The 24,722-nt window shown below is 59.7% G+C and carries 25 protein-coding genes; 5 read left to right on the top strand and 20 right to left on the bottom strand.

Annotation, left to right across the window (positions count from 1 at the left end; genetic code table 11):
* Window position 1: 1 nt before the first annotated feature.
* The gene (ltnD, locus tag BM225_RS01610; protein ID WP_072706226.1) at window positions 2-904 is read right to left on the bottom strand and encodes an L-threonate dehydrogenase; all 903 of its coding nucleotides are present in this window, start codon (window positions 902-904) and stop codon (window positions 2-4) included.
* Window positions 905-1,049: 145 nt separating this feature from the next.
* Between ltnD and BM225_RS01605 the strand changes: the two genes are divergently transcribed.
* The 3 genes from BM225_RS01605 (at window position 1,050) to BM225_RS01595 (ending at window position 3,622) form a co-directional block, all read left to right on the top strand.
* The gene (locus BM225_RS01605) at window positions 1,050-2,072 is read left to right on the top strand and encodes a LacI family DNA-binding transcriptional regulator (RefSeq protein ID WP_072706225.1); all 1,023 of its coding nucleotides are present in this window, start codon (window positions 1,050-1,052) and stop codon (window positions 2,070-2,072) included.
* A 123-nt stretch (window positions 2,073-2,195) separates the two neighbouring features.
* On the top strand, window positions 2,196-3,266 hold the full coding sequence (locus BM225_RS01600) for an HWE histidine kinase domain-containing protein (RefSeq protein ID WP_177218557.1): 1,071 nt from the start codon (window positions 2,196-2,198) through the stop codon (window positions 3,264-3,266).
* Entirely contained in the window at window positions 3,263-3,622 is a 360-nt protein-coding gene (locus BM225_RS01595) for a response regulator (RefSeq protein ID WP_072706223.1), read from the top strand. Before BM225_RS01600 ends, BM225_RS01595 begins: the two co-directional genes overlap by 4 nt.
* A 66-nt stretch (window positions 3,623-3,688) precedes the next feature.
* On the opposite strand, the gene BM225_RS01590 is transcribed toward BM225_RS01595, so the two are convergent.
* The 11 genes from BM225_RS01590 to BM225_RS01545 all read right to left on the bottom strand — a co-directional run bounded on the left by BM225_RS01590 (window position 3,689) and on the right by BM225_RS01545 (window position 14,184).
* Window positions 3,689-5,236 carry an acyl-CoA dehydrogenase family protein gene (locus BM225_RS01590; protein ID WP_092463716.1) on the bottom strand — a complete coding sequence of 516 codons (1,548 nt, stop codon included), beginning with the start codon at window positions 5,234-5,236 and terminating at the stop codon, window positions 3,689-3,691.
* The gene (locus BM225_RS01585; RefSeq protein ID WP_072706221.1) at window positions 5,236-6,111 is read right to left on the bottom strand and encodes an amidohydrolase family protein; all 876 of its coding nucleotides are present in this window, start codon (window positions 6,109-6,111) and stop codon (window positions 5,236-5,238) included. Before BM225_RS01585 ends, BM225_RS01590 begins: the two co-directional genes overlap by 1 nt.
* Window positions 6,112-6,120: 9 nt before the next feature.
* Window positions 6,121-7,014: an AMP-binding protein gene (locus tag BM225_RS22355; RefSeq protein WP_338060979.1), complete on the bottom strand. Its 894-nt coding sequence runs from the start codon at window positions 7,012-7,014 to the stop codon at window positions 6,121-6,123.
* Window positions 6,941-7,936 carry an AMP-binding protein gene (locus BM225_RS22350; RefSeq protein ID WP_338060978.1) on the bottom strand — a complete coding sequence of 332 codons (996 nt, stop codon included), beginning with the start codon at window positions 7,934-7,936 and terminating at the stop codon, window positions 6,941-6,943. The genes BM225_RS22355 and BM225_RS22350 overlap by 74 nt, the downstream gene beginning before the upstream one ends.
* A gap of 26 nt (window positions 7,937-7,962) precedes the next feature.
* Complete coding sequence (locus BM225_RS01575; RefSeq protein ID WP_072706378.1) at window positions 7,963-8,439, bottom strand: MarR family winged helix-turn-helix transcriptional regulator; 477 nt, start codon at window positions 8,437-8,439, stop codon at window positions 7,963-7,965.
* A 14-nt stretch (window positions 8,440-8,453) separates the two neighbouring features.
* The gene (locus BM225_RS01570; RefSeq protein ID WP_072706219.1) at window positions 8,454-9,776 is read right to left on the bottom strand and encodes a TRAP transporter large permease; all 1,323 of its coding nucleotides are present in this window, start codon (window positions 9,774-9,776) and stop codon (window positions 8,454-8,456) included.
* Entirely contained in the window at window positions 9,776-10,315 is a 540-nt protein-coding gene (locus BM225_RS01565; protein WP_092463713.1) for a TRAP transporter small permease, read from the bottom strand. Before BM225_RS01565 ends, BM225_RS01570 begins: the two co-directional genes overlap by 1 nt.
* Before the next feature lie 3 nt (window positions 10,316-10,318).
* Window positions 10,319-11,356, bottom strand: a complete 1,038-nt coding sequence (locus BM225_RS01560; RefSeq protein WP_072706196.1) for a TRAP transporter substrate-binding protein — start codon at window positions 11,354-11,356, stop codon at window positions 10,319-10,321.
* A gap of 85 nt (window positions 11,357-11,441) precedes the next feature.
* Window positions 11,442-12,215, bottom strand: a complete 774-nt coding sequence (locus BM225_RS01555) for a crotonase/enoyl-CoA hydratase family protein (RefSeq protein ID WP_072706195.1) — start codon at window positions 12,213-12,215, stop codon at window positions 11,442-11,444.
* Between the two features lie 15 nt (window positions 12,216-12,230).
* Entirely contained in the window at window positions 12,231-12,998 is a 768-nt protein-coding gene (locus BM225_RS01550) for an SDR family NAD(P)-dependent oxidoreductase (protein WP_092463710.1), read from the bottom strand.
* A 337-nt stretch (window positions 12,999-13,335) separates the two neighbouring features.
* Window positions 13,336-14,184: a helix-turn-helix domain-containing protein gene (locus BM225_RS01545; RefSeq protein WP_092463707.1), complete on the bottom strand. Its 849-nt coding sequence runs from the start codon at window positions 14,182-14,184 to the stop codon at window positions 13,336-13,338.
* Window positions 14,185-14,398: 214 nt separating this feature from the next.
* On the opposite strand from BM225_RS01545, the gene ald reads away from it, so the two are divergent.
* Both ald and BM225_RS01535 read left to right on the top strand, forming a co-directional pair.
* Window positions 14,399-15,517, top strand: a complete 1,119-nt coding sequence (gene ald / locus BM225_RS01540) for an alanine dehydrogenase (RefSeq protein WP_092463705.1) — start codon at window positions 14,399-14,401, stop codon at window positions 15,515-15,517.
* Between the two features lie 108 nt (window positions 15,518-15,625).
* A complete protein-coding gene (locus BM225_RS01535; RefSeq protein ID WP_092463702.1) occupies window positions 15,626-16,387 on the top strand; it encodes an ion transporter in 762 nt (253 codons plus the stop codon).
* A 9-nt stretch (window positions 16,388-16,396) separates the two neighbouring features.
* Here BM225_RS01535 and modC read toward each other — a convergent pair whose 3' ends face one another.
* From modC to BM225_RS01495, 8 genes are all read right to left on the bottom strand, one after another.
* Entirely contained in the window at window positions 16,397-17,479 is a 1,083-nt protein-coding gene (gene modC / locus BM225_RS01530; RefSeq protein ID WP_072706190.1) for a molybdenum ABC transporter ATP-binding protein, read from the bottom strand.
* Window positions 17,476-18,144: a molybdate ABC transporter permease subunit gene (gene modB, locus BM225_RS01525; RefSeq protein WP_072706189.1), complete on the bottom strand. Its 669-nt coding sequence runs from the start codon at window positions 18,142-18,144 to the stop codon at window positions 17,476-17,478. The genes modC and modB overlap by 4 nt, the downstream gene beginning before the upstream one ends.
* Window positions 18,144-18,926 carry a molybdate ABC transporter substrate-binding protein gene (gene modA, locus BM225_RS01520; protein WP_245780392.1) on the bottom strand — a complete coding sequence of 261 codons (783 nt, stop codon included), beginning with the start codon at window positions 18,924-18,926 and terminating at the stop codon, window positions 18,144-18,146. The genes modB and modA overlap by 1 nt, the downstream gene beginning before the upstream one ends.
* Before the next feature lie 63 nt (window positions 18,927-18,989).
* Window positions 18,990-19,361, bottom strand: coding sequence for a winged helix-turn-helix domain-containing protein (locus BM225_RS01515; RefSeq protein ID WP_072706187.1), 372 nt, complete (start codon window positions 19,359-19,361; stop codon window positions 18,990-18,992).
* Window positions 19,362-19,705: 344 nt separating this feature from the next.
* Window positions 19,706-20,050 carry a nitrite reductase small subunit NirD gene (gene nirD / locus BM225_RS01510; RefSeq protein WP_072706186.1) on the bottom strand — a complete coding sequence of 115 codons (345 nt, stop codon included), beginning with the start codon at window positions 20,048-20,050 and terminating at the stop codon, window positions 19,706-19,708.
* Window positions 20,047-22,503, bottom strand: a complete 2,457-nt coding sequence (nirB, locus tag BM225_RS01505) for a nitrite reductase large subunit NirB (protein WP_072706185.1) — start codon at window positions 22,501-22,503, stop codon at window positions 20,047-20,049. Before nirB ends, nirD begins: the two co-directional genes overlap by 4 nt.
* Before the next feature lie 384 nt (window positions 22,504-22,887).
* Window positions 22,888-24,312, bottom strand: coding sequence for an aspartate kinase (locus BM225_RS01500; RefSeq protein ID WP_072706184.1), 1,425 nt, complete (start codon window positions 24,310-24,312; stop codon window positions 22,888-22,890).
* 17 nt (window positions 24,313-24,329) lie between these two features.
* The gene (locus BM225_RS01495; protein ID WP_072706183.1) at window positions 24,330-24,722 is read right to left on the bottom strand and encodes an ectoine synthase; all 393 of its coding nucleotides are present in this window, start codon (window positions 24,720-24,722) and stop codon (window positions 24,330-24,332) included.

Raw genomic sequence — 24,722 nt, 5'->3', positions numbered from 1 at the left:
GTTACTCCTGTCCAGGAAGGGTGAGCCCCGCCATCGCCGCATAGACCTTGGCCACTGCGGCATCATCTTCGGCCCCAAGGCCCATGCCCTGCGCCGCTAGGTACATCTGGAGCGCCGCGCCGGAAATTGGCGCGCTGAATTGGGCCGAACGTGCGATGTCCTGCACGATACCAAGGTCTTTGGGCCAAATGTTGACCTGACTTTTGGGGGAATAGTCGTTGTCGATAATGTGAGGTGTCCGGTTCTCGAGCGCCCACGAATTGCCAGCGGATTTGGTGATGACCTCGTAGAACCGCTTGGGGTCCACGCCTTGGGTCATGCCAAAGGTCAGCGCTTCGGCCATGGTCGCGATGTGGACACCAACGAGCAACTGGTTCACTGCCTTCATCGCGCTGCCGGGGCCCGCGCAATCGCCCATCTCGAAGACGTCGCTTGCCATGCCATCCAGAGCGGGTTTCAAAGCCGCGAAAGTTTCCGCTGTGCCCGATGCCAGAACCGAGAGCGCGCCATCGGCAGCGCGGATCGGGCCGCCAGAGATCGGCGCATCCAGATAGAGCACGCCGGTTTCGGCGCACTGCGACTCCATCTTGCGGGCGAAATCGGGGGCGACTGTGGCGCAGCTCATCACTGCGGCACCCTTGCGCAGCATCGGGACCGCACCTCCATCACCAAATAGAACAGCTTCGGTTTGGGCTGCGTTCAGGACCACGGTGACCACGGCATCCAGATCGCCAGCCACATCCGCCAACGCCCCCTCGGCGCCGCCAGCCTCGCGGAACTTGGCCATTTGTGCGTCATTGATGTCGTAGCCGTAAACGGTCAGCCCCGCCCGAAGCAGCGAGCTGGCGACGCCATATCCCATCGACCCAAGGCCGATCACGGCCACTTTGTAATTCTGTCCCATAGTCCCTCCTCCGAACATGAGCCACCGGCTTGACGTTGCTTCCGTTACCGGTACCGTTGGGCACTAGGGGTAGTCAGCATTGAGGGGTGCGTCAAGCCTGCTTCCCGTGTAGAAAAGCGAAATCGCGATTGGAAAAGTGAAACCGATGCACAGCAAAGTCACCTTGGCCGACGTGGCCGCCGCCGCCGGCGTGAGCAAGATGACAGCCTCGCGCGCGATGCGGGGTGCCAAGGACGTGTCTCCCAAGACCGTCGAGCGGGTGCGCAAAATCGCGGCTGATCTGGGCTACATGGGAAATTACGTGGCCGCGAGTTTGGCCAACAACCGGACGGACCTGATTGGCGTCGTGGTCCCATCCCTGTCAAACATCGTCTTTTCCGAGGTCATGTCGGGCATCGAAGATGCGATCGCAGGCTCTGGCCTGCAGCCCTTTTTCGGCGTCACAGGCTATGATCCTGAACGCGAATACCAGTTGGTCCGCAAGATGCTCTCTTGGCGTCCTGCGGGGTTGATCGTCACAGGCTTGGACCAAGACAACCAGACCAGAGAGCTCCTTAGCGCGACCAGCGCCCCTGTGGTGCAGATCATGGATACGGACGGGGATCCGGTGGATCTGTGTGTCGGATTTTCCCAAACAGCCGCAGGTGCGGGCATGGCAGAGATGCTTTTGACTGAGGGGCGCAGGCGGTTTGGCTACGTGGGCTGCGCACTGGATCGCGACACGCGCGCGGCCAAGCGCTACCTAGGGTACAAGGCCGCCCTCCAATCGGCGGGCATCACGCGCGTTCCAGAAGCAGTTCGCAACGCGCGCTCCTCTGTCGCGGATGGTAAAGCGTTGACGGCAGACCTGCTGACCCAGCACCCCGATCTTGATGTGATCTACTATTCGAACGACGACCTCGCCATCGGCGGGCTCTTTCACTGCATGGAAATTGGGATTTCTGTGCCAGAGCGACTCATTCTGGCGGGGTTCAACGGGCTCGATTTGACTGCGAGCTTACCTGCCCCGATCGCCACCACCCGCACATCGCGGCGCAATATCGGCATCGAAGCTGCCAAATCTATCCTCAAACGGCACGCTTCCGCGGGGTCATCCGCCCCACCCGCCTTGAAAACAGTAGAAATTCAGCATGTGATGGACGCAAGACAGTCGATCACGTCCATTTGAACGTGACACTATTGTCTTTGTAAGTACCGTGCTAGCTGACGACAAAATAATTGTTGAACTGGTAGGTCTATCATGCGCGTGAGCCAAATCACGGATCACACACCGGCCCCGTCGGAGATTACTGTGGACCCACAGTTGGAAATTGACGCGCTTCGACAGCGCGTGGCCGAGCTGGAGGCCGAAAATGCAGCCCAAGCCCTTCGCCTAAAAACGAAGCGCGCAATGCTGCGTAACTTCGAGGCCATGGTCGAGACGGCCCCAGTTGGCATTCTGGTGGCGGACAAATGTGGACGGATCACATTCGGCAACCACTTGGTTGAGGAAATGCTGCGCCACCCGATCCACTTCTCGGAGAATGTCTCGGATTACCGCGCTTGGACAGCGTATCACGCAGACGGTACATCGGTCGCCCCCGAGGAATATCCACTGGCGAGAATTCTAGCGGGCGAGGATTATGCGGAACTTGATGTTCTATACCACCGCGGCGACGACACAAAGTTCTGGATGCGGATCATCGGGCGTCCCATCTACGATGCCGACGACCAGCGCATCGGCGCCGCTGTGGCCGTGATCGACATCGACCGTGAGCGCAAGTTGCAAGAGACTCAGCGCCTGTTGATCCGCGAATTGAACCACCGTGTGAAAAACGCCTTTAGCGTGGTCAAATCCATTGTGAACCAGTCCTTGCGCTACTCTACCGTCGAAGAGCACGTAAGGCGGACGCTCGATCACAGGCTAGATGCCTACGCGTCTGCCCACGGGCGCCTGATGGACACCAAATGGCAATCGGGTGAATTCCGCGATATTTTGGCCGATATCGTAGACCGCGTCGCGGCGGGACGCGTTCAATACAGTGGCCCTGATTACGAGGTTGGCAGCGCCGAGGCGTTGGCCTTTTCAATGGCTTTTTACGAATTAGCAACCAACGCCGTGAAATATGGGGCCCTGAGTGTCCCCGAAGGCCGCGTCGATGTCACGTGGACCACGTGTGTCATCGATGACACTCCCTCTTTTGTTGTCAACTGGACGGAACTTGGCGGCCCGCCAGTCGTTAAATCCGATAGAAAGGGCTTCGGTTCGTTTATTACAAACCGTGCAATTGCCCTCGAGACTGGAGGCAGCGTCGAGATGGACTACAAGGAGACCGGTGTGACTTGGACATGTATTGTCCCGATTGAGGAGGACGAGCAATGACCTTGGACGGCACACGTGTTCTTGTGGTCGAGGACGAGGTCATTCTGGCGCTTGATTTCACAGAAATCATCGAAGATCACGGGTACAGCGTCGTTGGGCCCTGCTCACGCCTGAAACATGCAGAGCGGGTGGCCAAGGAAGATAACATCGATGTCGCCCTGCTGGACGTGAACCTTGGCTCGGGGAAGACGACCGAAGGGATCGCCGAGATCCTGCGCGAACGGAACATTCCGATTGCGTTCATCACCGCCGATCCGCCTGCCGCAGTTGAATTCCGCAAGATTGAAGAGCCGCTGATCCGCAAGCCCGCATCAACCAAGGCCCTGATGAATTGCATAGAGCGTCTGGTCGCCTGAGCCGAACACGACACGCCCGATACAAAAAGCCCCCTGTGACAGACGTCTCAGGGGGCTTTTGTTTGCTCAGACCAGCACTGGGAGGGGCCTACGCTGAACCCGCGCAAACAATCGCTGCATTTCATCGTCTCCGACCTTGGCCATCTTGGCCCAGACCGCACGGAAATAGAGCTCACCGGTCAGGCGTGCAAAGTCATAGGCCATTTCGGCGGGCGTTTCGCTTGCCGCGACCTCGGCCCGCATGGCGCGCCAAGTGTCCCGTATCGCCAAGACTACCGCGTCATCGGTCAATTCACCGATCAGATCGTCGAAGCCATCAGCCGCACCTGGTAGTTTGAGCCCGCGTGTAGCAATCGTCAGGTCATGAATGCCATTCGCGCCTTCATAGATCGAGCAGATCCGCGCATCGCGCCACGTCTGCGAGACGCGATATTCGGTCAGATAGCCGTAACCGCCAAGGATCTGCATCCCCAGATCAGCGCTGAGCGTACCCGCGTCGGTGCAGAACACCTTGCACACCGGCGTCAGGAAATCGACCAGCGCGGGGCGCGCGTCCAAATCCATTTCGACCATTGCCACGTGCACCATCGCCCGCGCCCCCAAGGCCAGCATCCGCTGCTCGTCTAGCATCCGGCGCACATCAGGGTGATCGGAGAGCACAGCGGGGCTGCCATCAGATTTGCGGCCTTGGGTCCGGTCAGCGGCATAGGTTGACGCAACCTGATAGGCGCGGCTGGCATGGGCGACGCCTTGCAAGGACACATCGATCCGCGCGTGGTTCATCATGGTGAACATGGCCATAAGGCCCTGCCCCTCGGCCCCGACAAGCTCTGCCCGCGCCCCGTCAAAGGACATCTGGCACGTCGGCGAGGCATGGAGGCCGAGCTTCTCTTCGATCCGCGTCACGGTGATGTCGTTCCGGATTCCATCATTTTCGGACAAGCACAGGAACAGGGACAGACCTTTGACGCCATCTTCCATCGCTCCGGTGCGGGCCAGCACCAGATGGAAGATGCCTTCACTCATGTCCTGATCACCGCCAGAGATGAAAATCTTCTCCCCGGTAATTTTGTAGTGATCCCCATCCTGCACCGCCTTGGTCCGCACACGGCCCAGATCACTGCCCGCGCCCGGCTCGGTCAGACACATGGTGGCGAGCCAGCGCCCCTCCGCCAAGGGCGGGATGTAGGCAGATTTCTGATCCTCGGTCCCAAAGCGCATCAGGGTCGAGATCGCCCCCGGCACCAGGTTGCAGACCATTTGCATCGAGTGGTTCGCGCCGCTGAAAATTTCAGAAACACAGGCAGCCGTCACGTGGTCCGCCTGCATTCCGCCAAATTGTTCGGGCGCGGTCAGTCCCTGCCAGCCGCCTTCGGCGAGCTGACTATAGGCATCGCCGAACCCGTCGGGCATCCGAACGCGGCCATTTTCCAGACGGCACCCCTGTGCATCGCCGGACTCGTCAAGCGGGGCGATCACCCCTTCGGCAAAGCTGGCAAAATGGGTTATCACGCCTTCGGCCAGTTCGTTATCCCAGTCAGGCAAACGGTCGACATCGGCCACTTTGCGCAGGCTGAACAGGATATCGTCAACGGGGGCGGCAAAGGGAACCATTACTCCGTCACCCCCAGCAGACGCATCGCATTCTCTTTCAAGATCAGCGGGCGCACTTCATCCTTGAAGTTCTGCTTATCGAACGCATCCAGCCATTTCTCCGGTGCGATCATCGGCCAGTCCGAACCAAACAGCATCTTCTTTTTCAAGAGCGTATTCGAATAGCGGATCAGTATCTCGGGGAAGTACTTGGGCGACCAGCCCGACAGGTCGATATAGACGTTGGGCTTGTGGGTCGCGACGGACAGCGCCTCTTCCTGCCAAGGGAAGGACGGGTGCGCCAGAATGATCGGCATGTCGGGGAAATCCACCGCCAGATCGTCGATGTACATCGGGTTCGAGTACTTCAGGCGCATCCCGTTGCCGCCCTTCATGCCGCTGCCAACGCCGGTCTGGCCGGTGTGGAACAGGGCGGGCTTGCCGGTTTCCGCAATCGCTTCATACAGGTCATAGGCCATGCGGTCGTTCGGGTAGAAGCCCTGCATGGTCGGGTGGAACTTGAAGCCCTGTACGCCGTAATTTGCCACCAGATCGCGGGCCTCGCGGGCGCCAAGCTTGCCCTTGTGAGGGTCGATGCTGGCGAACGGGATCAGGATGTCGTCTTCCTTGGCGCAGGCCTCGGCGACCTCGTAGTTATTGTAGCGGCGGTAACCGGTCTCGCGTTCTGCATCCACGGGGAAGATCACAGCCGCAATGTTTTTCTCGCGGTAGTGGTCTGCGGTCTCGGGGATGGTCGGCGGGTGGCTCCACGGGGCACCGAAGTATTTGGCCATGGCGCTTTGCAGGTCATCGTAGCCGTCATCGGCGTGACAGCCGCAGCTTTCCTCGGCGTGGGTGTGGAAATCGATCGCGCGAACTTTGGAGAAATCTACCATTGTGTCACCTCACACCCGGATCAGCGCCGGGTCTTCGTTATCGTAAAGCCGCTCGAGCAGGTCGGCGCGGCGGGTAATGATTTTGCGGACGTTCAGGCTGCCCTTATCCGTGATCTCGTGATCTTTGACCGAGGGCGGCTCGGACAAGATAATAGCGCGGCTGATCCGCTTTGCAGATCCTGTGGCATTATGCGCCATCTCGCGAAGCCGCTCTTCGAGTTCGGCCTGAAGGATCGGGTCGATGACCGCCCCTTCGGAGGTGTTGTCGCCATGCACGTGGTCAGGACGCGGGAAGATAAACAAGCCGATCTGGTCGCGGTCGTGACCACAGATCACAACGTCCTGCACCAAACCGCGCAGCCCTTCCAAGGCTTCGAGACGCAGTTTGCCCGCCTGCACCCAAGTACCGGTCAGCAGCTTAAAATCCTCGGACACGCGGCCATCAAAGGTCAGGCCCCGCTCGGGGTCGTCGTTATTCACAAAGCGCACAGCGTCGCCGGTGATCAAGAAACCCTCTTCGTCAAAGGCTTCGGCGGACTTCTTTTCATCGCCCCAATAGCCGGTCATAACGTTCGGGCCTTTGACGCGCACTTCGCAGCGCATTTCGTCGTCGGGCAGCAGTTTCACAACAGTTTCGGGCAGCGGCACGCCAATCACGCCGGAGCGGCCAATAGGCTCGTGCACCATGATCGTCGCAGGCGCGGTTTCGGTCATGCCCCAGCTCGAAATCATCAGCGGCAAGCGGCCACGGACTTCTATCGCCATCTCTTCGAGACGGGTCCAGACGTCCTGCGGCAGCGACGCGCCAGCATAGAAGATCAGGTCCAGATCACGGAAATATGCTTGGCGCAGCTCCAGATTGGTTTCCATCTCGTGGACCAGCATTGCAAAGCCGACGGGCACGATAAAAGGACAGCGTACCGGGTTTGTCGATGATGTTCTGAACGGTGTGCTTGAAGCCCGACTTGGTCGGTTTGCCGTTGTCGATGTACAGACTGCCGCCATTTGCCAGCATCATGTAGGCGTTGTGCGATCCGCCAAACACGTGGTTCCAAGGCAGCCAGTCGGTGATGCTCGGGGCCTTTTCCTTGAGGAAGGGCATGACAGACGCCATCTGCGCCTGGTTCGCGCACATCATGCGCTGGGTGGTCAAAACGCCCTTGGGGTCCGAAGACGAGCCCGAGGTGAACAGGATTTTCGCCAGCGTATCGGGGCCGACAGTGGCGTGCACCGCGTCCAGATCGACGGTCTCATCACCCGCCAGCAAATCGGCAAAAGAGGTCACGGCGACAGGCGCGCCGTCGGTGGCAGAGGCCACGATTTCCACGTCCGCCAGCTCGGGACGCTTCAGCGCCTCGGCGTAGCGGCCCGCGTCATCGACAAAGGCCATCGCCGGTTTGACCTTGTCCAGCACATAGACCAGACGGGCGTGCGCCTCGGGGATCAGCGAATACTGTTCGGCCAGCGGCACGGTGGGCACCCCTGCCCACTGCGCGCCCAAAGACAGCAGCGCGTGGTCGACCGAGTTGCCGGACATGATCACGATCGGTGTCTCTTGGCCCAGACCGCGAGCCGCCAGAGACGACGCAATCGCTTTGACCTGCTCCAGCAGCGCGGCATAGGTCACTTCGCGCCAGCCGTCCCCTGCCCGCTCTGCGATATAGACCTGATCGGGTGTCTTGGCCGCCCACTGTTCGATCCAGACGCCGGTGTGATCAACGATCGGATCACAGGCAACGTTCGAGCGCATTTCGAGAGTGCTGTCGCGGCGGTCGAGCCGGACAGAGTGCGGGACCATGGTCAGCCCCGTAATCTCATTTTTCATAATTCCCCCTCTGGGCCCTCCCGCCCTTAGTCGGATTGTTCCGTAGCGCCGATGCGCCACAACAGGTCTTTCAATGTCTTTTGCTCGTCTTCGGTCAGGGCCGACAGCATCACACGTTCATGTTCGTGCACGGTCGCTACCGCCTTTTTCCAGAGCTTCTGCCCCGCGAGCGTGGCCCGCAAAGCATAGGAGCGCCGGTCACCCGGGACGCGGTTGCGCCCGATCAGATCGGCATTTTCCAATTCATCCACCAGCACCACCACGCCAGACCGTTCAATACGCAGTGCCTGCGCCAGCTGGGTCTGGGTAATGTCTGGATGGGCGTTGATGATGGCGAGCGCAGAAAACGTCGCCACACGCAGCCCCAAAGGTTCGATCGTCTGGATCATGTCATCGCGGATCAGCAGGTAGCTGTGCTTCAAGCTGTAGCCGTAGAATTGACGCAGAACTTCGTCATTCGGAGCGGGTGCCGCTGCAGTCTGTTTCCGTGCCACTTTCGCCATCATCCTTCTCCTGCTTAGCCGGCCACTATGGCGACAAGCCAATAGCTGAGCGCTGGAAAGCTGACCAGTAGCGCGATCCGGCAGAACTCTGCGATGATGAACGGGGTCGTTCCGCGGAAAATCTGACCGGTCGGAATATCCTTGGCCATGGCCGAGATCACGAACAGGTTCATCCCGACAGGTGGCGTGATCAAGCCCATCTCGACGACCACCAGCGTGATAATCCCGAACCACATAGCCTGCTGTTCCGGCATCAGGCCGAAGTCCAGCGCCATTACGGTCGGGAAGAACACCGGTACGGTCAAGAGGATCATCGACAGACTGTCCATGACGCAGCCCATGATCAGGTAGAACACGATCATTCCCAGCATCACCGTCATCGGCGCGATGTCTGCATTGCGGAAGTAGTCGGCAACCTCTGCAGGCATCTGGCTGAGAGCGAGCGCCACGTTGAAGATGTCCGCACCGAACACGATGGCAAAGATCATTGCGGTCGAACCGGCTGTGTCGATCAGGCAGTCCATGAGTTCACGGAAGCTCAGACCTGCTTTGAACAGACCCACCGCCAGCGTCATCACCACGCCGACAGACGCGCCCTCGGCCGGAGTGAAGAAGCCACCATAGATACCGCCAAGCACCACCACAAAGATCGCGACCACGTGCCAGATTTCACCCAGCGATTTGAGGCGGGTTTTGAAGTCTGCTTTTTCGTGGGTCGGTCCCTCTTCGGGATAAAGGCGTACGTACACCATGATCGCGATAAAGAAGCCAATCACAGCCAGAATGCCGGGGATGGTCGCCGCGAGGAACAGCTTTACGATGTTCTGTTCGGTGAGCAGGGCATAGATGATCAGCACCACCGAGGGCGGGATCAGAATGCCAAGTGTACCGCCAGCCGCGAGTGACCCCGAGGATAGAGCCCCAGAATAGCCATGCTTGCGCATTTCCGGCAGTGCAACCTTGGCCATAGTCGAGGCGGTTGCCAACGAGGAGCCAGAGATCGAGCCGAACATCGCACAGCCCGCCACAGCGGCCATCGCCAAACCGCCACGGAAGTGACCGATCCATGCGTTTGACGCTTGGAAGATCGCACCGGAAATGCCGGTCCGCGTCGCCAAGTGGCCCATCAGGATGAACAGCGGCACAATCGCCAGCTCATAGGACATGAACTTGTCGACCCACGCGGTATTGAAATACGCCATCAAGGCATAGGGGCTGGCCAGAACCGAATAGCCCACAGCGCCCACGGCCCCCATCGCCAACGCGATTGGCATGCGGATGAAGATCGCCAAGAGCAGGACGATCACCATGATTGTTGCAATAGTCGTCGCGTCCATCAGGTTCGCTCCATTCCGCGCATGGATGAAAAGATCATCGGCAGGCTCATGGCAAAGGCCACGATCGCCGACAGCGCGGTACCAAAGACTGCAGGTACATAGACCCACCAGACAGGCGCCCGCAGCAGCATGGTCTTGTCACCGTAGCTGTGGATTTCCTCGAGCCCGATCGACAGGCGCCAGCAGAGCAGCCCCCAGACAAAGGCAAACAACAGGGTCCAAATCCCATCCAAGCGACGCTGCGCCTTGAACGGCATCCACGCGGTGAACAGATCCACCATCACATGCCCTTTGTTCAACTGACAGAGTGGCAGGAATAAGGACGCACAGGCCGCGCAGACCAGCTCGACCAATTCGAAGTCCCCGCGAATACCGCCGAGACCTACATTTCGCATGATGACAGACGCAGTCACCACAATCGCCGCCCCGAAGATCGCCAACCCGCCGATACCGGCCGAGGTCCAACAAATGGGGCGCAGGATCTTGAACAAGGGGCCTTGGACCCCTTGCCAGTCCTCGTTTTCGAGGCGTTCTGCCATGACTTACGCGTCCAGCAGTTCGTTTGCGCGGGCAAGGATCGCCGCGCCGTCCAAACCACGATCGTTCAGCTTTTGCACCCATGCGTCGTGGATCGGGGCTGCCAGTTCCTGCCATTCGGCGATCGTCTCGGCAGGGATTTCCGCAATCTCGTTGCCCTGCTTTTCAACGACCGATTTGCCAAAGGCTTCGAATTCGTCGAACTGCTTGCCGATCCGCTGGGACAGTGCCATGCCCGAATGATCGTCGATGACCTTCTGAACGTCGGGCGACATCTTGTCATACGAACGCTGGTTCATCACGAGCGAGAAGGTGTTGCAGTACAGCCCGCGCGATCCAGCCGCAGGCTGCGACGTGGTGCTGGTCAGTTCCTGCAGTTTGAACGCGGGCACAACCTCGTATGGCAGACAGCAGCCGTCAATCACACCGTTCGACAGACCAACAACCATTTCGGTCACGGGGAAGAAGACAACCTCGGCACCCAGCGCGGTCAGCATTTCGCCGGTCGCCTGGTTCGGGGCGCGCAGCTTCAGACCCTGAAGGTCAGCGGTGCTGGTGACAGGACCGCCGCGGGTGTGAAGTTTACCGCCATCGTGGGTGTGGAAGGCCAGCGTCTTCATGCCGCTGTATTCGCCTTCGCCAAACTCGTCCATCAGGGTCTGCATGACCACCGAGGTCTTCTCGGCGTTCTTGACCATGAAGGGCAGCGCCATGGTTTCTGCGACGGGGAAACGGTCGGGGGTGTAGACAGGCAGGGTCCACGCGATGTCGCATATACCCTGACGGGTCTGATCCGCCAGCTGCGGCGGCTTGCCACCCAGCTGCATCGAGGGGAACATCTGCACGTCAATTGCGCCGTTCGATGCTTCTTTCAGCTCTGCTGCCCAAGGTTCAAAGAATTTGCTCTGCATCGGTGCCACGGCGGGCAGGAAATGGTGCAGGCGCAGGGTAATTTCAGCAGCGTTCGCGCGCGACAGCAGCGCGGGGGTGGCGAGTGCGGCACCCATGGTTGCCATCATGCTACGGCGGGTAAAGTTCGTCATTCTCAGGGCCTCCCTATTGTCCTGTGGGTCGAATGAAATCTGGGTGTCCGCCCCCTCCTCTTCGGGACGGACAAATCTCGTGGCGTTACCGGAAGACCGGCGCGCGCTTTTCGAGGAAGGCTTTCAAGCCCTCTTCTGCATCTTCGCTGGTCTGGGACACCGCAGCGCACAGGCTTTCGGTGAACAGGCCGTCAGCCTTGGACATGTCGTTGATCCGGCTGATCGCGTTAATCATCATGTAGTTGGACAGGCTCGCGTTTTTCGCGATCTTGGCCGCCAGCTTGCGTGCCAGAGGCATCGCCTCACCTTCGCCAACCGAGTAGTGCGTCAGGCCCAGAGTAAAGCCTTCTTCGGCGTTGTACTTGCGGCCTGTGAGCATCATCTCGCACATGCGGTCGGCCCCTAGGATCCGGCCCACGCGCACAGTCGCGCCGCCGCCGACAAAGATGCCGCGCATCCCTTCGGGCAGCTGGAAGATGGTGCTGGGTTCCGCGATCCGCACATGGGTGCTGGTCGCCATTTCCAGACCGCCACCAATCACCGCGCCATACATGGCCGAGATCACAGGCAGACCGCTGAACTGGATCAGGTCCATCACGCGGTGCCAGTTACGGCTATGGCGCATGGTGCCTTCGGCATTGCGGGCCACATGCTCGGACAGGTCGAGGCCCGAGCAATAGTGTCCTTCGGTCCCGGTCAGGATAACCGCACGCACGCCTTCGGGCGGGTTCGAGAAAAACGCGTCGATCGCGTCCAGCAACTCGTCGCACATCGCGTTACGCTTGCCGGGACGGTTCATGGTCAGAGTGGCGATCGCGCCATCAATCTCGACCTTCAGGTATTCGGTGCTCTGGGACATCGATGTTCTTTCTTCTTACTTGGCTGGCATACGGGCAGACGCATCCAGACGGATGACAGTGCCGTTCAGCATGGAATTTTCGACGATTTGCTCGACCAGACGCGCGTACTCGTCGGGCATGCCCATCCGGCTGGGGAACGGGATGCTTTTGCAAATCTCTGCGCGGATGTCATCGGGCAGACCGGCGCTCATGGCGGTCTCGAACAGACCCGGTGCGATGGCCATCACGCGGATACCAAAGCGCGCCAGTTCCCGTGCCGCAGGCAAGGTCATCGAGGCAACGCCCCCCTTGGAAGCGGAGTATGCGGCCTGACCGATCTGGCCATCCTCAAACGCAACAGACGAGGTGTTGATGATCACACCGCGCGAGCCGTCGTCATCCAACGGATCGACCTTGGCCATCTCGCGGGCCGCGATGTTGAGGACCGTGTAGGTACCCAGCAGGTTGACCTTGAGCGCCAAGGCAAAGCTGTCGATGGTCAGCGATCCGTCCCGCGGAAGAATGCGCGAGGCGGTCCCGATCCCTGCGCAACTCACAACAATTGCAGGGGTTGCGCCAAGAACTTCGGCCGCTTTGACAAAGCCTGCTTCGACCTGCTCTGCGTTCGACACGTCCGCTGCGATGCCAACACCGCCGATGCTGTTTGCCACTGCGTCCGCGCGTTCTTGCGACAGATCAACGACGGCGACTTTGGCTCCTGCGGCAGCCAGACGGCGCGCTGTTGCCTCTCCGAGTCCGCTGCCACCACCGGTGACAAGCGCTACTTTGCCCTTGATATCCATGAATGTCCTCCCGTTGCCTGAAACGTGTCACGGATTTAATTGTTCTGTCAATGAACAATTATCCACTCTTCACGTTCCCGTCAGCCCACGCACCCCTTACACACAAAGCCGAATTACGAATGGCAGACACTCCTCCTGAGGCAGAGGGTGGCCGAGAAAACATACATTGAAAATAGAGGAACTGAGCGCAGACTGGTAGTTTTCGTGCATGCCGATCAAGCATAAGAGGATAGGCGTCCGCAGATCAGCCCATCGCGAAAAAGCGAACAAGTGACTGAAAAAGCAGCCACAAAACACGCACTGATTGCAACTTCCTGAGGGCAAACAGGTGCGCGGATCACACCTCTGGCGCGAAGCGAGCTTTGTAAGCGAGCGGGGTCAGACCCTCTTTGGCTTTGAACCGTTTCGAGAAGTAGGAGGGGTCTGAAAACCCAAGTCTGTATCCCACTTCGGACACCTGCAATCGCGTGAAGGCCAGCAGCCTGCGGGCCTCTGCCATCATCGCGGCCTCGATATACACTGCCGCACCCTGCCCTGTGGCGTTGCGGCACAGCCGACTCAGATGGCCAGTCGTGATTGACAGCGCGTCGGCGTAATCTCGGGCACTCCATCCCTCGGACATGTGCGCGGCAATCAGGGCATCGAGCCGCTTGAGCCGGTCATCCGCACCATCCCCCAGTTCCACCGGACTGGCCTCGGCCACCAACGATAGAATCGCCTGCGCCGAGGATACAAGGCTCTGCGCTCTGAATGCCCCGCGCCCCGCAAACAAGGTCGAGAGCACGGAACACAGGTTGCCAATCTCTGGCGTGACCTGCCCCAAGAAGGGCCGCGACAGCGCGCTCGTGATTTGGCCGCCCTCGCCTGCCAAACCCAGAAACACACTGGTTGGAAAAGAGATCACCACACCTTGGGACCCACGGGTAAAGTTAAACCCGTGTACCACGTGGGGCGGAACAAAAAGATACCAGCCTGTGTTCAGGTGCCGCGTTGCACCATCCAACGAGACTTCGGCGCTCCCTTCGTCCATCACAAACAACTGCGCCATCTGGTCATGCCGGTGCGCTGAAATCGCCCAATCATGTTGGGCGGCACGATCAAAATATTGCTCGCAATGCACCACGTCCGGAAACACGGTGGTTTCCCCGAACAGGTTAAAGGAGGGGATGGGATGAGCGCTCGTCATGCGTGAAATGTGCCAGAAGGCACACAGAGCGGCAATCGGCGAATCCACGAGCGGGCCATACTGCGGCGCAGCAACAAATCTACGCAATATTCTTCGACACTGAGCGTTAAATACGCAAACTTCTTCGCAAAAACGCGCCAATCAGACCAACATTCGAAACTCATACGCGGCAACCAAGCGCATGATTACGGCAACGCGAATTCAGGAGAATACAATGCGTATCGGTTGCCCCAAAGAAATCAAGAACCACGAATACCGCGTCGGCTTGACGCCCGAAAGCGCGGCCGAGCTTGTGGCACACGGACATAGTGTGACCATGGAAACTGGCGCAGGCGACGGCATCGGCGCCAGCGATGACGCTTACATCGCCGCAGGCGCGACCATTGCGAGCGTGGACGAGGTTTTCGAGACTGCTGACATCATCGTCAAAGTCAAAGAGCCCCAAGAGGCTGAGCGCAAACGCCTGCGCGCGGACCAGACGCTCTACACTTACCTGCACCTTGCCCCTGACGCACCCCAGACCAATGACCTGATCGACTCTGGTGCGACCTGCATCGCCTATGAAACGGTCACCTCTGCGCGCGGCGGCTTGCCCTTGCTCAAGCCGATGTCACAGGTTGCTGGCCGGATGTCCGTGCAGGCCGGCGCTGCGGCGCTGGAAAAGGCCAAGGGCGGTCGCGGCGTTCTGCTTGGCGGTGTGCCGGGTGTAGCACCGGGCAAGATTGTGATCATCGGCGGCGGTGTCGTTGGCCGAAATGCAGCGCAGATGGCAGTTGGCCTTGGCGCGGATGTTACCATTCTGGACCGGTCGAATGACGTGCTCGAGAGCATCGACCAGCAGTTCGGCGGCGCGGTCAAGACAGTGTATTCGAGCCAAAGCCTGCTCGAAGCCGCCATCAAGGATGCGGATGTCGTTGTCGGAGCGGTCCTGATCCCCGGCGCAGCGGCCCCCAAGCTGGTCACTCGAGAGATGCTGAAAACCATGCAGCCCGGCGCGGTTCTTGTGGACGTGGCGATCGACCAAGGCGGCTGCTTCGAAACTTCGCGCGCAACCACACATGCCGATCCGATCTATATCGAGGAAGGCATCGTGCACTACTGCGTTGCCAACATGCCCGGCGCCGTGGCCCGCACCTCGACCTATGCGCTTAACAACGCCACCCTGCCCCACCTGCTACAACTGGCGGATCTAGGTGTGGCCGAAGCGTTGCGCCGTGACCCCCACCTGCTGAACGGCCTGAACGTCGCCAAAGGGGTTGTGACCTGCGAACCCGTCGCGGTGGCGCAGAACCTACCCTACACGCCTGCCGCCGACATGCTGGCGCAACTCTGACCAAAACCGGCCCGCATCCGTATCAGGGTGCGGGCCGCGTGATCTGGCCCTCTGGCTCTTGGCCTGACCATGTGCAACTCTTTGGCAAACAACCCAAGAGGCAGACTCGTGTTGGACCGCATCCGCGCCTTGTACGAAGGCGACAGCCACGCCGCGCACACCTTTCGCTATATTCTGTTGATCTTTGATCTGGTGACGATCGGGTTCGTGGTGGTCACGTCTTTCTTTACCCACACCCCGCTCATCGAGGCGATCGATGTGGTCTTTGGCATCCTGATCCTTGCTGATTTTATCGTGCGCTTGTGGATCGAACGTCAAAAAAGCCGCTACCTGACGCGCTTGTCTACATGGGCTGACATCGTGTCGGTCGTGTCCTTTCTGGCACCCATCGCGGGCGAAGGCCTTGGGTTCTTGCGCGTGCTGCGTACACTGCGACTGCTGCACACCTATCAGACGTTGGCGCGGCTGCGTCAGGACTTTGGCTATTTCCGCAAGAACGAGGATATCATTCTATCGTCAATGAACTTGGGTGTATTCCTGTTCATCATGACGGGCCTGATCTATGCCACCCAGTACGGCATCAATCCAGAGATCCGAAATTACGTTGACGCGCTATATTTCACGGTCACGACCCTGACCACGACCGGATTTGGGGACATCACGCTCGGCGGGCCATGGGGGCGGCTCTTGTCGGTTTTGGTTATGATCTTTGGTGTGACGCTGTTCTTGCGCCTGCTCCAAGTGCTGTTCCGTCCGTCCAAAGTGCGCCAGGAATGCGATGTGTGCGGGCTGGTGCTGCACGACGCGGATGCGGTCCACTGCAAGCATTGCGGGACGGTGATCCATATCGAAACCGAAGGGAACGTCTGAGGGCGGGCGTTACCCGCGCACGTGGTCTCGGGCGACCGACATGGATTTCAGAACCATGTGACAGGGCTGGCCGACAGCCAGCTCCAGATCTCGCGCGGCGCGTCTGGTGATCCGCGCCAGAACCTCGTCCCCGCCAATCGCAAGGTGCACGATCACGCCGGGCCCTTCGCCAGAAACAATGCGATCCACGACCGCGGGCAGGATGTTCTGCGCCGACAGCCCCTCGGGGCGAGCGCGGGACAGGATGACTTCGTGCGCCAGAACGCGGACACGCAGGGTCGTTCCGACCTCTGCTTTGACGCGCGGCAGCCAAATGGGGCCCGTCGCCGTTTCCAACTGTGTCAGACCATCGTCGTCGTGCGCAGAGACACGCGCCGTCAACAAGGATGCCAGATCCCGCAGCCCCATCGCGCGCAGCGCCGCTGGATCAGACATAACCTCGGCTGTGGGGCCTTGGCGGATCACCCGTCCCTGATCAATCACAACCATTTGGTCGGCCAGCGCTTGGGCCTCGGCCATATCATGGGTGACCAGAATGACAGGCATCGATAGATCAGAGCGCAGCGCGATCAGCTCTGCATGCAGCCGTTCCCGCGTAACGCGGTCTACTGCAGAGAAAGGTTCATCCAAAAGCAGGACATCCGGCGCACGCGCCAAGGCCCGCGCCAAGGCCACGCGCTGTTGCTGCCCGCCTGACAGCTCGGCTGGTTTGCGCTCCGCCATATCCGGCAGGTTCACCCGCGCCAGCCAATCCAATGCGGCGCTCGATTTGTCACGGACAGTGGACGGCATCGCGGACATCACATTCTGCTTGGCCGTCATATGGGGAAACAGTGCGTAATTCTGGAAAACCACCCCGACACGCCGACGATGGGCCGGAACATCAACCCCTGACGCAGTGCGAAGCCACGTTGCCCCGCTGCACTGAACCTCGGCGTTCTGCGGGGCCCAAAGCCCGGCAATTGTACGCAGAATGGTGGTCTTGCCCGACCCAGAATGGCCAACCAGCGCCAGAACCTCGCCCTCCTTGGCCTCGAAAGCCAGATCAATCGGGATGGGCGCGATGGCTTTTGCCGAAAAGCTCAGGCTCATGACAAGCGCCGCCCCACGCGTGCAGAAAGCAAGTAGGTGATCCCAATGGTGAACAGAGAAATCCCCACAAGCACCGCCGACATGACCGCCGCGCCGTCATAGTCAAAGGCCTGCACACGGTCATAGATCGCGATCGCGATGGTGCGCGTCTCGCCCGGAATGGACCCACCTACCATCAGCACAATCCCGAACTCCCCAAGGGTATGCGCAAACGTCAGGACCATCGCAGTCATCAAGCCTGGCCAAGCCAAGGGCAACTCGACCTGCAACAGACTGCGCCACGGCGACATACCACAACAGGCTGCCGCCTCGCGAATATCTTGCGGGACAGCTTCGAACCCGCGCTGCGCGGGCTGGATCGCAAACGGCAGATTAAAGATGACCGAGGCCAGCACGAGCCCTTCGAAACTGAAGACCAAGGGCTGACCAAACGTCTGCTGCCAGAAATCCCCAATCGGGGCACCGCGCCCCAGCACCACCAAAAGGTAATAGCCGAACACCGTGGGCGGCAGGACCAGCGGCAGCATCACGAGCGTCTCGAACAATCCTTTGCCGCGAAAGCTTTGATAGGCCAGCACCCGCCCCATGATCACGGTGACGGGCAGCAGCAGGACAACCGTCCACCCCGCCAGACGCAGAGACAACAAGAGCGCCGTCCAGTCCATCAGTCCCCCTGCGGCAGGGAGAAGCCATAGGTCGCGAGGATCTCTTTGGCCTCTGAGGACTGGACGTAGGCATAAAATGCTTCGGCTTCGGGACCCGCCGAGGGCAAAAGCACCATGCGTTGCAGCAACGGATTGTGCCAGTCTGCCGCGATCAGATCGGATTGCCCCCGCGCCTTCAGTTCAGGCGCCAAAGCCAACGAATGCGCAATCAATCCCCCATCAGCATTGCCGGACATCGCAAACTGCGCGGCTTGAGCTACATTCTCGCCAAGGATCAAGTGCGGCTGGATCGCCTCCCATAGGCCGGCGTGCTGCAGGGCTTCTTTCGCGCGCTGACCATAAGGGGCATGCTCTGGGTTCGCGATGGCAAAACGGGTTACGCGGCCGCCCTCTAACGCGCTCCGCAGATCGTTCAGGGTTCCGTCCGGCTTTAGAACAGAGCCTGACGGCGCGATGAGCGATACCCTGCCTTCGGCATACAGCGTGCCAGCGTCACGCGTCAGACCGTCAGCGGCCAAATCCTTCACAAAGGTTTCGTCCGCCGCCATGAACATCTGATACGGTGCCCCTGCCCTGATCTGCCGCGCGAAGTTGCCCGTCGCGCCCAAAGTGATGCGCAACCCATGACCCGTCTTCTGGGTGAAATGCTCTTGCAGTTCAGCGATCGCAAAGGACAGATCGGACGCGACGGCAATGACCGGCATGTCAGAGGCGTCGGCCGTCTGGCCAAAAGCCGCAGCTGCCAGCCCAAGCATTCCGAATTCTCTACGTGTCAGCCCCAAGGCGCACTCCCTTCAATATTCCCCGCCGGAAATAACGCCATCCAAACAAGAGCCCGTCAACCGTTATTTTCCAGTGGCCATATCCGCGAGCAAGCCGTGCAGCCGGTTAATATCTTCGGCCCCGGCCGCGCTCGCGGTCGTTTCCACAGCGCGATAGAGCCGCAGCACCTCGGCCCCCAGAGGCGTCAATGTCGCCCCGCCCCCGTTGCTGCCCCCTCGCGCGCTATGCACGACAGGTTCGCGAAACATCGTGTTCATCGTCCCCACAAGCAGCCAGGCCCTCTTGTAACTCATCCCCATCTCGCGACCGGCCGCAGAGATAGAGCCCGTGCGATCAATCCGCTCAAGCAATTCTGCTTTGCCCGGTCCAAGCATCGCATCTTGGCCAAACACAATTCTCAGGCGGAGCGTGGGGCGTTCGGTTTCACTGTCCATATCGCAAGACTAGCCGAACCGCGCAAAAACGCTATCCGATAATGGTCTGCGCTCGGTGGCATTTAATTTGTTTGGATCGTTAGCTTTGTCGCATCTCTGAAACGTTGCCGGTCTATGGGTACGCCACCCAACGTGTCGGTGAAATCGCGGGAAGTTTGCCAGACCTCGACACTCAAAAAGCCCGTGGAATCGCCTGTAACGAGTACCCTTTTTCCCATTGAGCCGATCAAACGGCGCGACAAAAAGAGACGACCCCGCCCCTCGGGGCAGGATCGCCATGTCACCTCACTCGTCCCTTGTTCTTGTTTTTGTGGAACAATGTTGCGGCCCCTCCGCCGCAAAACTCATACCTTTGGCGACAAACTCAAATAGATCTCGCGCCCCTCGACGCGCACGGGATAAGAGGCCGTTTGGCCACTGTCCGCGCCTTGGGCCATACCGCTCTCAAGCGAAATCACCCAATTGTGGAGCGGACACGTCACGCAACCGTCATGGACGATACCCTGCGACAAAGGCCCGTTTTTGTGGGGGCATTTGTCCTCGAGGGCGAAGATTTCGTCCTTGGCGGTGCGGAAGATCGCGATGGTCGTCTCGCCGTTTTTCACGCAGCGCGAGCCTTGGAGCGGCACGTCGTCGATGGTGCCGATCAGGCGCCAGTCCAGCTGGCTTTCGGTGACAGGGGCGTTCATTCTGCGGGCTCCATCGCTTCTTCGCCGAACACGGCCAAGGGGTTGAACTCGTGCTTGTCCACGCCGGACACCCGCTCGGACCACGGGTCGGTCTGGCTGAACTTCTGGCTGTAGATGAAGCGCTCGTTATAGGCGCGGCGGCTGTCCAGATCGTCAAAGATCGCGGCTTTGACCGTGTCGTAGCCCACGCGGTCCGCCCACTTGTAGATGCGCTCCAGGTAGAAGCCCTGCTCGCGGTACATCTGGGTCATCGCGCCTGCGATCTCCATGACCTCTTCTTCGGTCTTCACGGTGCCAAGCTTGGTCGTGCCCTGGATGTGCAGGCCGGCCGCGCCGCCATAGACAATCTCGTAGCCGCTATCGACGCAGATCACGCCGATGTCCTTGCAGGTCGCTTCGGCGCAGTTGCGGGGACATCCGGTGACAGCGAGCTTGACCTTGGCGGGCGTCCAAGAACCCCACATGAATTTCTCGAGCTTGATGCCGAGGCCGGTGGAATCCTGCGTGCCAAAGCGGCACCACGTGCTGCCCACACAGGTTTTGACCGTGCGCAGACCCTTGGCGTAAGCGTGGCCCGAGACCATGCCAGCAGCGTTCAGGTCGGCCCAAACGGCAGGCAGATCCTCTTTCTTGACGCCCAAAAGGTCGATGCGCTGGCCGCCGGTGACTTTGACATCTGGGATTTTGAACTTGTCGACCACATCCGCGATGGCCCGCAATTCGTCTGAGGTCGTCATGCCGCCCCACATCCGAGGCACCACAGAATAGGTGCCGTCTTTCTGGATGTTTGCGTGGACACGCTCATTGATAAAGCGCGACTGCTGATCGTCTTTGTACTCGCCGGGCCAATCGGCCAAGAGGTAGTAGTTGAGCGCCGGACGGCACTTCGCGCAGCCGCCAGAGGTTTTCCACTCCAGCTCCTGCATGATCGCGGGGATCGATTTCAAGCCCTTGGCTTTGATCAGGCGGCGCACGTCGCCGTGACCCAGATCGGTACAGCCGCACATGCCTTCGACCTTCTTGGCGTAGCCGTCGCCGAGGGTAATTGCCATCACGCTCTCGACCAGACCGGTGCAGGTCCCGCAAGAGGCCGAGGCTTTGGTGTGGGCGCGCACTTCGGCGAGCGAGGTCAAGCCCTTGTCCTGAATGGTTTTGACGATCTGGCCTTTGCAGATGCCGTTACAGCCACAGATTTCCGCGTCGTCTGCCAGATTGGCCACAGCCGCCAGCGGGTCTGCCGCAGCGCCGCCCTGATGCGCTTGACCAAAGATCAGGGTATCGCGGATTTCGCTGATGTCCTGACCGGATTTCAGCATCTCGTTGTACCACATGCCATCGGTGACATCGCCATACAGAACCGCACCAACGACCTGATTGCCGCGCATGATCACACGGCGATAGGTGCCACGGTTCGCATCGCGCAGAACGACGTCTTCCAGATCGGGACCATCGCCGAATTCGCCAACGGAATAGAGGTTTACGCCGGTGACCTTCAGCTTGGTCGGGGTCTCTGCGTGGACAAAATCGTTGTCTTCCAGCTTGCACAGGTGGTGCGCGGCCGACTTGGCCATCTGATACAGCGGTGCCACCAGACCGTAGACGCGGCCGCCCACTTCGGCACATTCACCGACCGAGTAGATGTCCGGGTCCGAGGTGCACATGGCGCTATCGGTCACAATCCCGCGGTTCACATCGAGACCGGACTCTTTGGCCAGCTCCACATTCGGGCGGATGCCCACGGCCATCACTACCAGCGTTGCGTCGATGATCGTACCGTCTTCCAGCTCGACCTGCTCGACCTTGCCGTCGCCATGGATCGCTTTGGTGTTGGCGCCGCAGCGCACCTCGATCCCGCGCCCTTCGAGCTCTTTTTGCAGCAGGTAGCCTGCGGCAGGGTCCAGCTGACGCTCCATCAGGGTGGGCATCAGGTGCAGAACAGTCACGTCCATGCCGCGCATCTTGAGGCCAGCCGCCGCCTCGAGACCCAAGAGACCGCCGCCGATGACCACCGCACGGCCTCCCTGCTCGACAGCCTTCAGCATGCCATCCACGTCATCGAGATCACGGTAGGCCAGAACACCGTCCAGCTGATGACCCGGGACAGGAATGATAAAGGGGTTCGAGCCCGTCGCCAGCACCAGCTTGTCATAGGGCGCGACGATCCCGCCTTCGGAAGTCACAGTCTTGCCCACGCGGTCGATTTTCACGACCTTTTCGCCGCGGTGCAGCGTGATGCCGTGCTCTTCGTACCAGCCGTCGCCGTGGATAATGATGTCCTCATAGGACTTCTCGCCGGACAGAACGGGCGACAGCATGATGCGGTCGTAGTTTACTCGGGGTTCGGCGTTGAAAATCGTGACGTCGAACGCATCGCCCGCCAGATCGAACAGGTGTTCGAGCATCCGGCCAGGGGCCATTCCGTTTCCAACAATAACAAGACGTGCCTTGGTCATAAGACTCTCCGGTTCGTGTGGCCCGAGCGTCCAAAGGACTGCGATCAAGCCGAAGCAATGGGAACATGGATCAGTTCAGGAGTTTCCGAAGACCTCGGGATGCGAGGCCAGAAACAGCGTCATTGCTGCAACCCGTGACGGGTTAAGATCGGAAAAAGTCGCGCCGTTGCGACCAAGGTGTCGGGCGATACGCCGCCCGCTTGATTTCGGGATAGACCGAAATTTCTGCATGCGCAATATCGCAAGCGCATAAACAGGAATTGGACAGACGTGCAGCCCCGAAATGCCTATTTTCAATGCATAATATGAACAGCTGCGCCTTTGAACACGCAAAAGGGGCCGCGCGCGGCGGCCCCTGATGTCTCTGTTGGGCTTGGCGTTTTGTTAGGCGACCTGCTTCAGGGTCGGCGTCACGCCTTCGATCAGCTGTTTGTGCAGCGCCTTGATGGCGGGCTGCAGATCGTCGCGTTCCAGAATAAACTGGACGTCAACGTTGCGCGGGCCTTGCGACGCGCCAAGGCAAGCCATCCCGGAATTTGCCAAAGCTTGCAGACCTTTGGTCAGGACCGACAGTCCGCGCAGGTCACGCCCAATGATCGAGGCCATGGACAGCGGACGGGCCGAGACTTCGGCACCCGGGTAGCGCTCTGCCAGATCACGTTCTACGCGGCGCATCGTTTTCAGCGAGGCATCCAAATAATGCGTGATCGTGTTCGCGTTCGAGGTCTTGGACACGATGCGGACACCGTGACGGGTCAGCACATCGAGAATGGTGGCGTCATACCCTTTGACCCCGACCATGTCCTGTTCAAACACCTCAAGTGCCACGATATCCAAACCCGTGATCATCTCGACCGCTGCGTTTTCTGCAGGACGGTCGTCGATCAGGGTGCCCGGATCGGCAGGGTCAAAGCAATTCACCACGCGCAGCGGAACATCAGCTTGGCGCAGTGTTTTCGCGGCCTTGGGGTGGATCGCCTCCATCCCCATGTTCGACATCTGGTCCGCCACATCGTAGTTGGTATGACCCAACTTGCGCGCCACCCCTGCCCCAACGAGCTTTGGATCGGCGGAAGACAGATGGAATTCCTTGTGGATGATCGCTTCGCGGGCATGCAGCAGCGCAGCCATACGCGAGAACGTCACTTCGGAATAGCCACGGTCGAATTCCTGCATCAAGCCTTCGGCACACTGAGCATAACCGGTCACAATCGGCATCTCGGTCGCAGGATCGACGTCTTTCATCGCGGTCATGATGCGTTCGTCGAGCGAGACTTCGCCCTGATCCCGCCAGCCGGACAGATCTACGAAACGGGCGCTCACGCCGCGACGTTGCAACATCAGGCTGGTGACGAAGGCCGAATGCGCTTCGCCCAAACCGGACAGCAGTTCGCGGATGTGCAGCATGTGTTCTGACAAGCGGAAATGGCCGTAGCTGCACAGACGCTGCAAGTCCGTCAGACAGTTACGGGCGCCAGCGATACGCTCTGACACAAAGGCATCTGCCTGAGCAATGTCTGCCGAGTGATCTAGAACGCCTGCATGTGCCTTCTGCATTTCGGTTGCGACGCGGCTCAGGGCATCATGCCAGCCGTGATCGTTATCCGCATCGGCAAAGCGGGCGTAGACACCCGATTCACCGGTTTTCTTATGCTCGAGCAGCAAGTTGGTGATACCACCAAACGCCGAGACAACGAAGATGCGGCCATAAATGTCGTCCGAGACGCCGTTCGGGATGAACAGCGTTTCGGTCAACTCGTTCACGCGAGACATCGAGGTCCCGCCGATTTTTTCGACAGTATAGGTCATCAGATCCTTGTCTGCTGTTACGCCAACTCTTCGGCAGGGGCATAAGAGCCGTCTTCGCGGTGTACCTCTTTGCCGGTCACGGGCGGGTTAAAACAGCAAGCCATGTGCAGCTCTTCTTCGGCGCGCAGGATATGCTTGTCGTGCAGGTTCAGGGCGTACATGACACCAGGCTTGATCTCGTGGGTCTCGCCTGTGGCGATATCGGTGATCGAGCCCTTGCCCGCCATGCAGTACACGCTCTCGAAGTGGTGCTTGTAGTGGAACGTGTGTTCCGAGCCCGCCTCAAGAATGGTGATGTGGAACGAGAAGCCCATTCCATCATCCGCCAGAAGCATACGGGTCGACGTCCACTGCGCGTCAGCAACGTGGCGGTCGGTGTTCTTCAATTCGTTAAAATCGCGTACAATCAT

The organism is Donghicola eburneus (assembly GCF_900115865.1).
Taxonomy (GTDB): Bacteria; Pseudomonadota; Alphaproteobacteria; order Rhodobacterales; family Rhodobacteraceae; genus Donghicola; species Donghicola eburneus.
The sequence above is the reverse complement of the archived record's forward strand: the minus strand, read 5'-3'. Positions and strand labels throughout refer to the sequence as shown.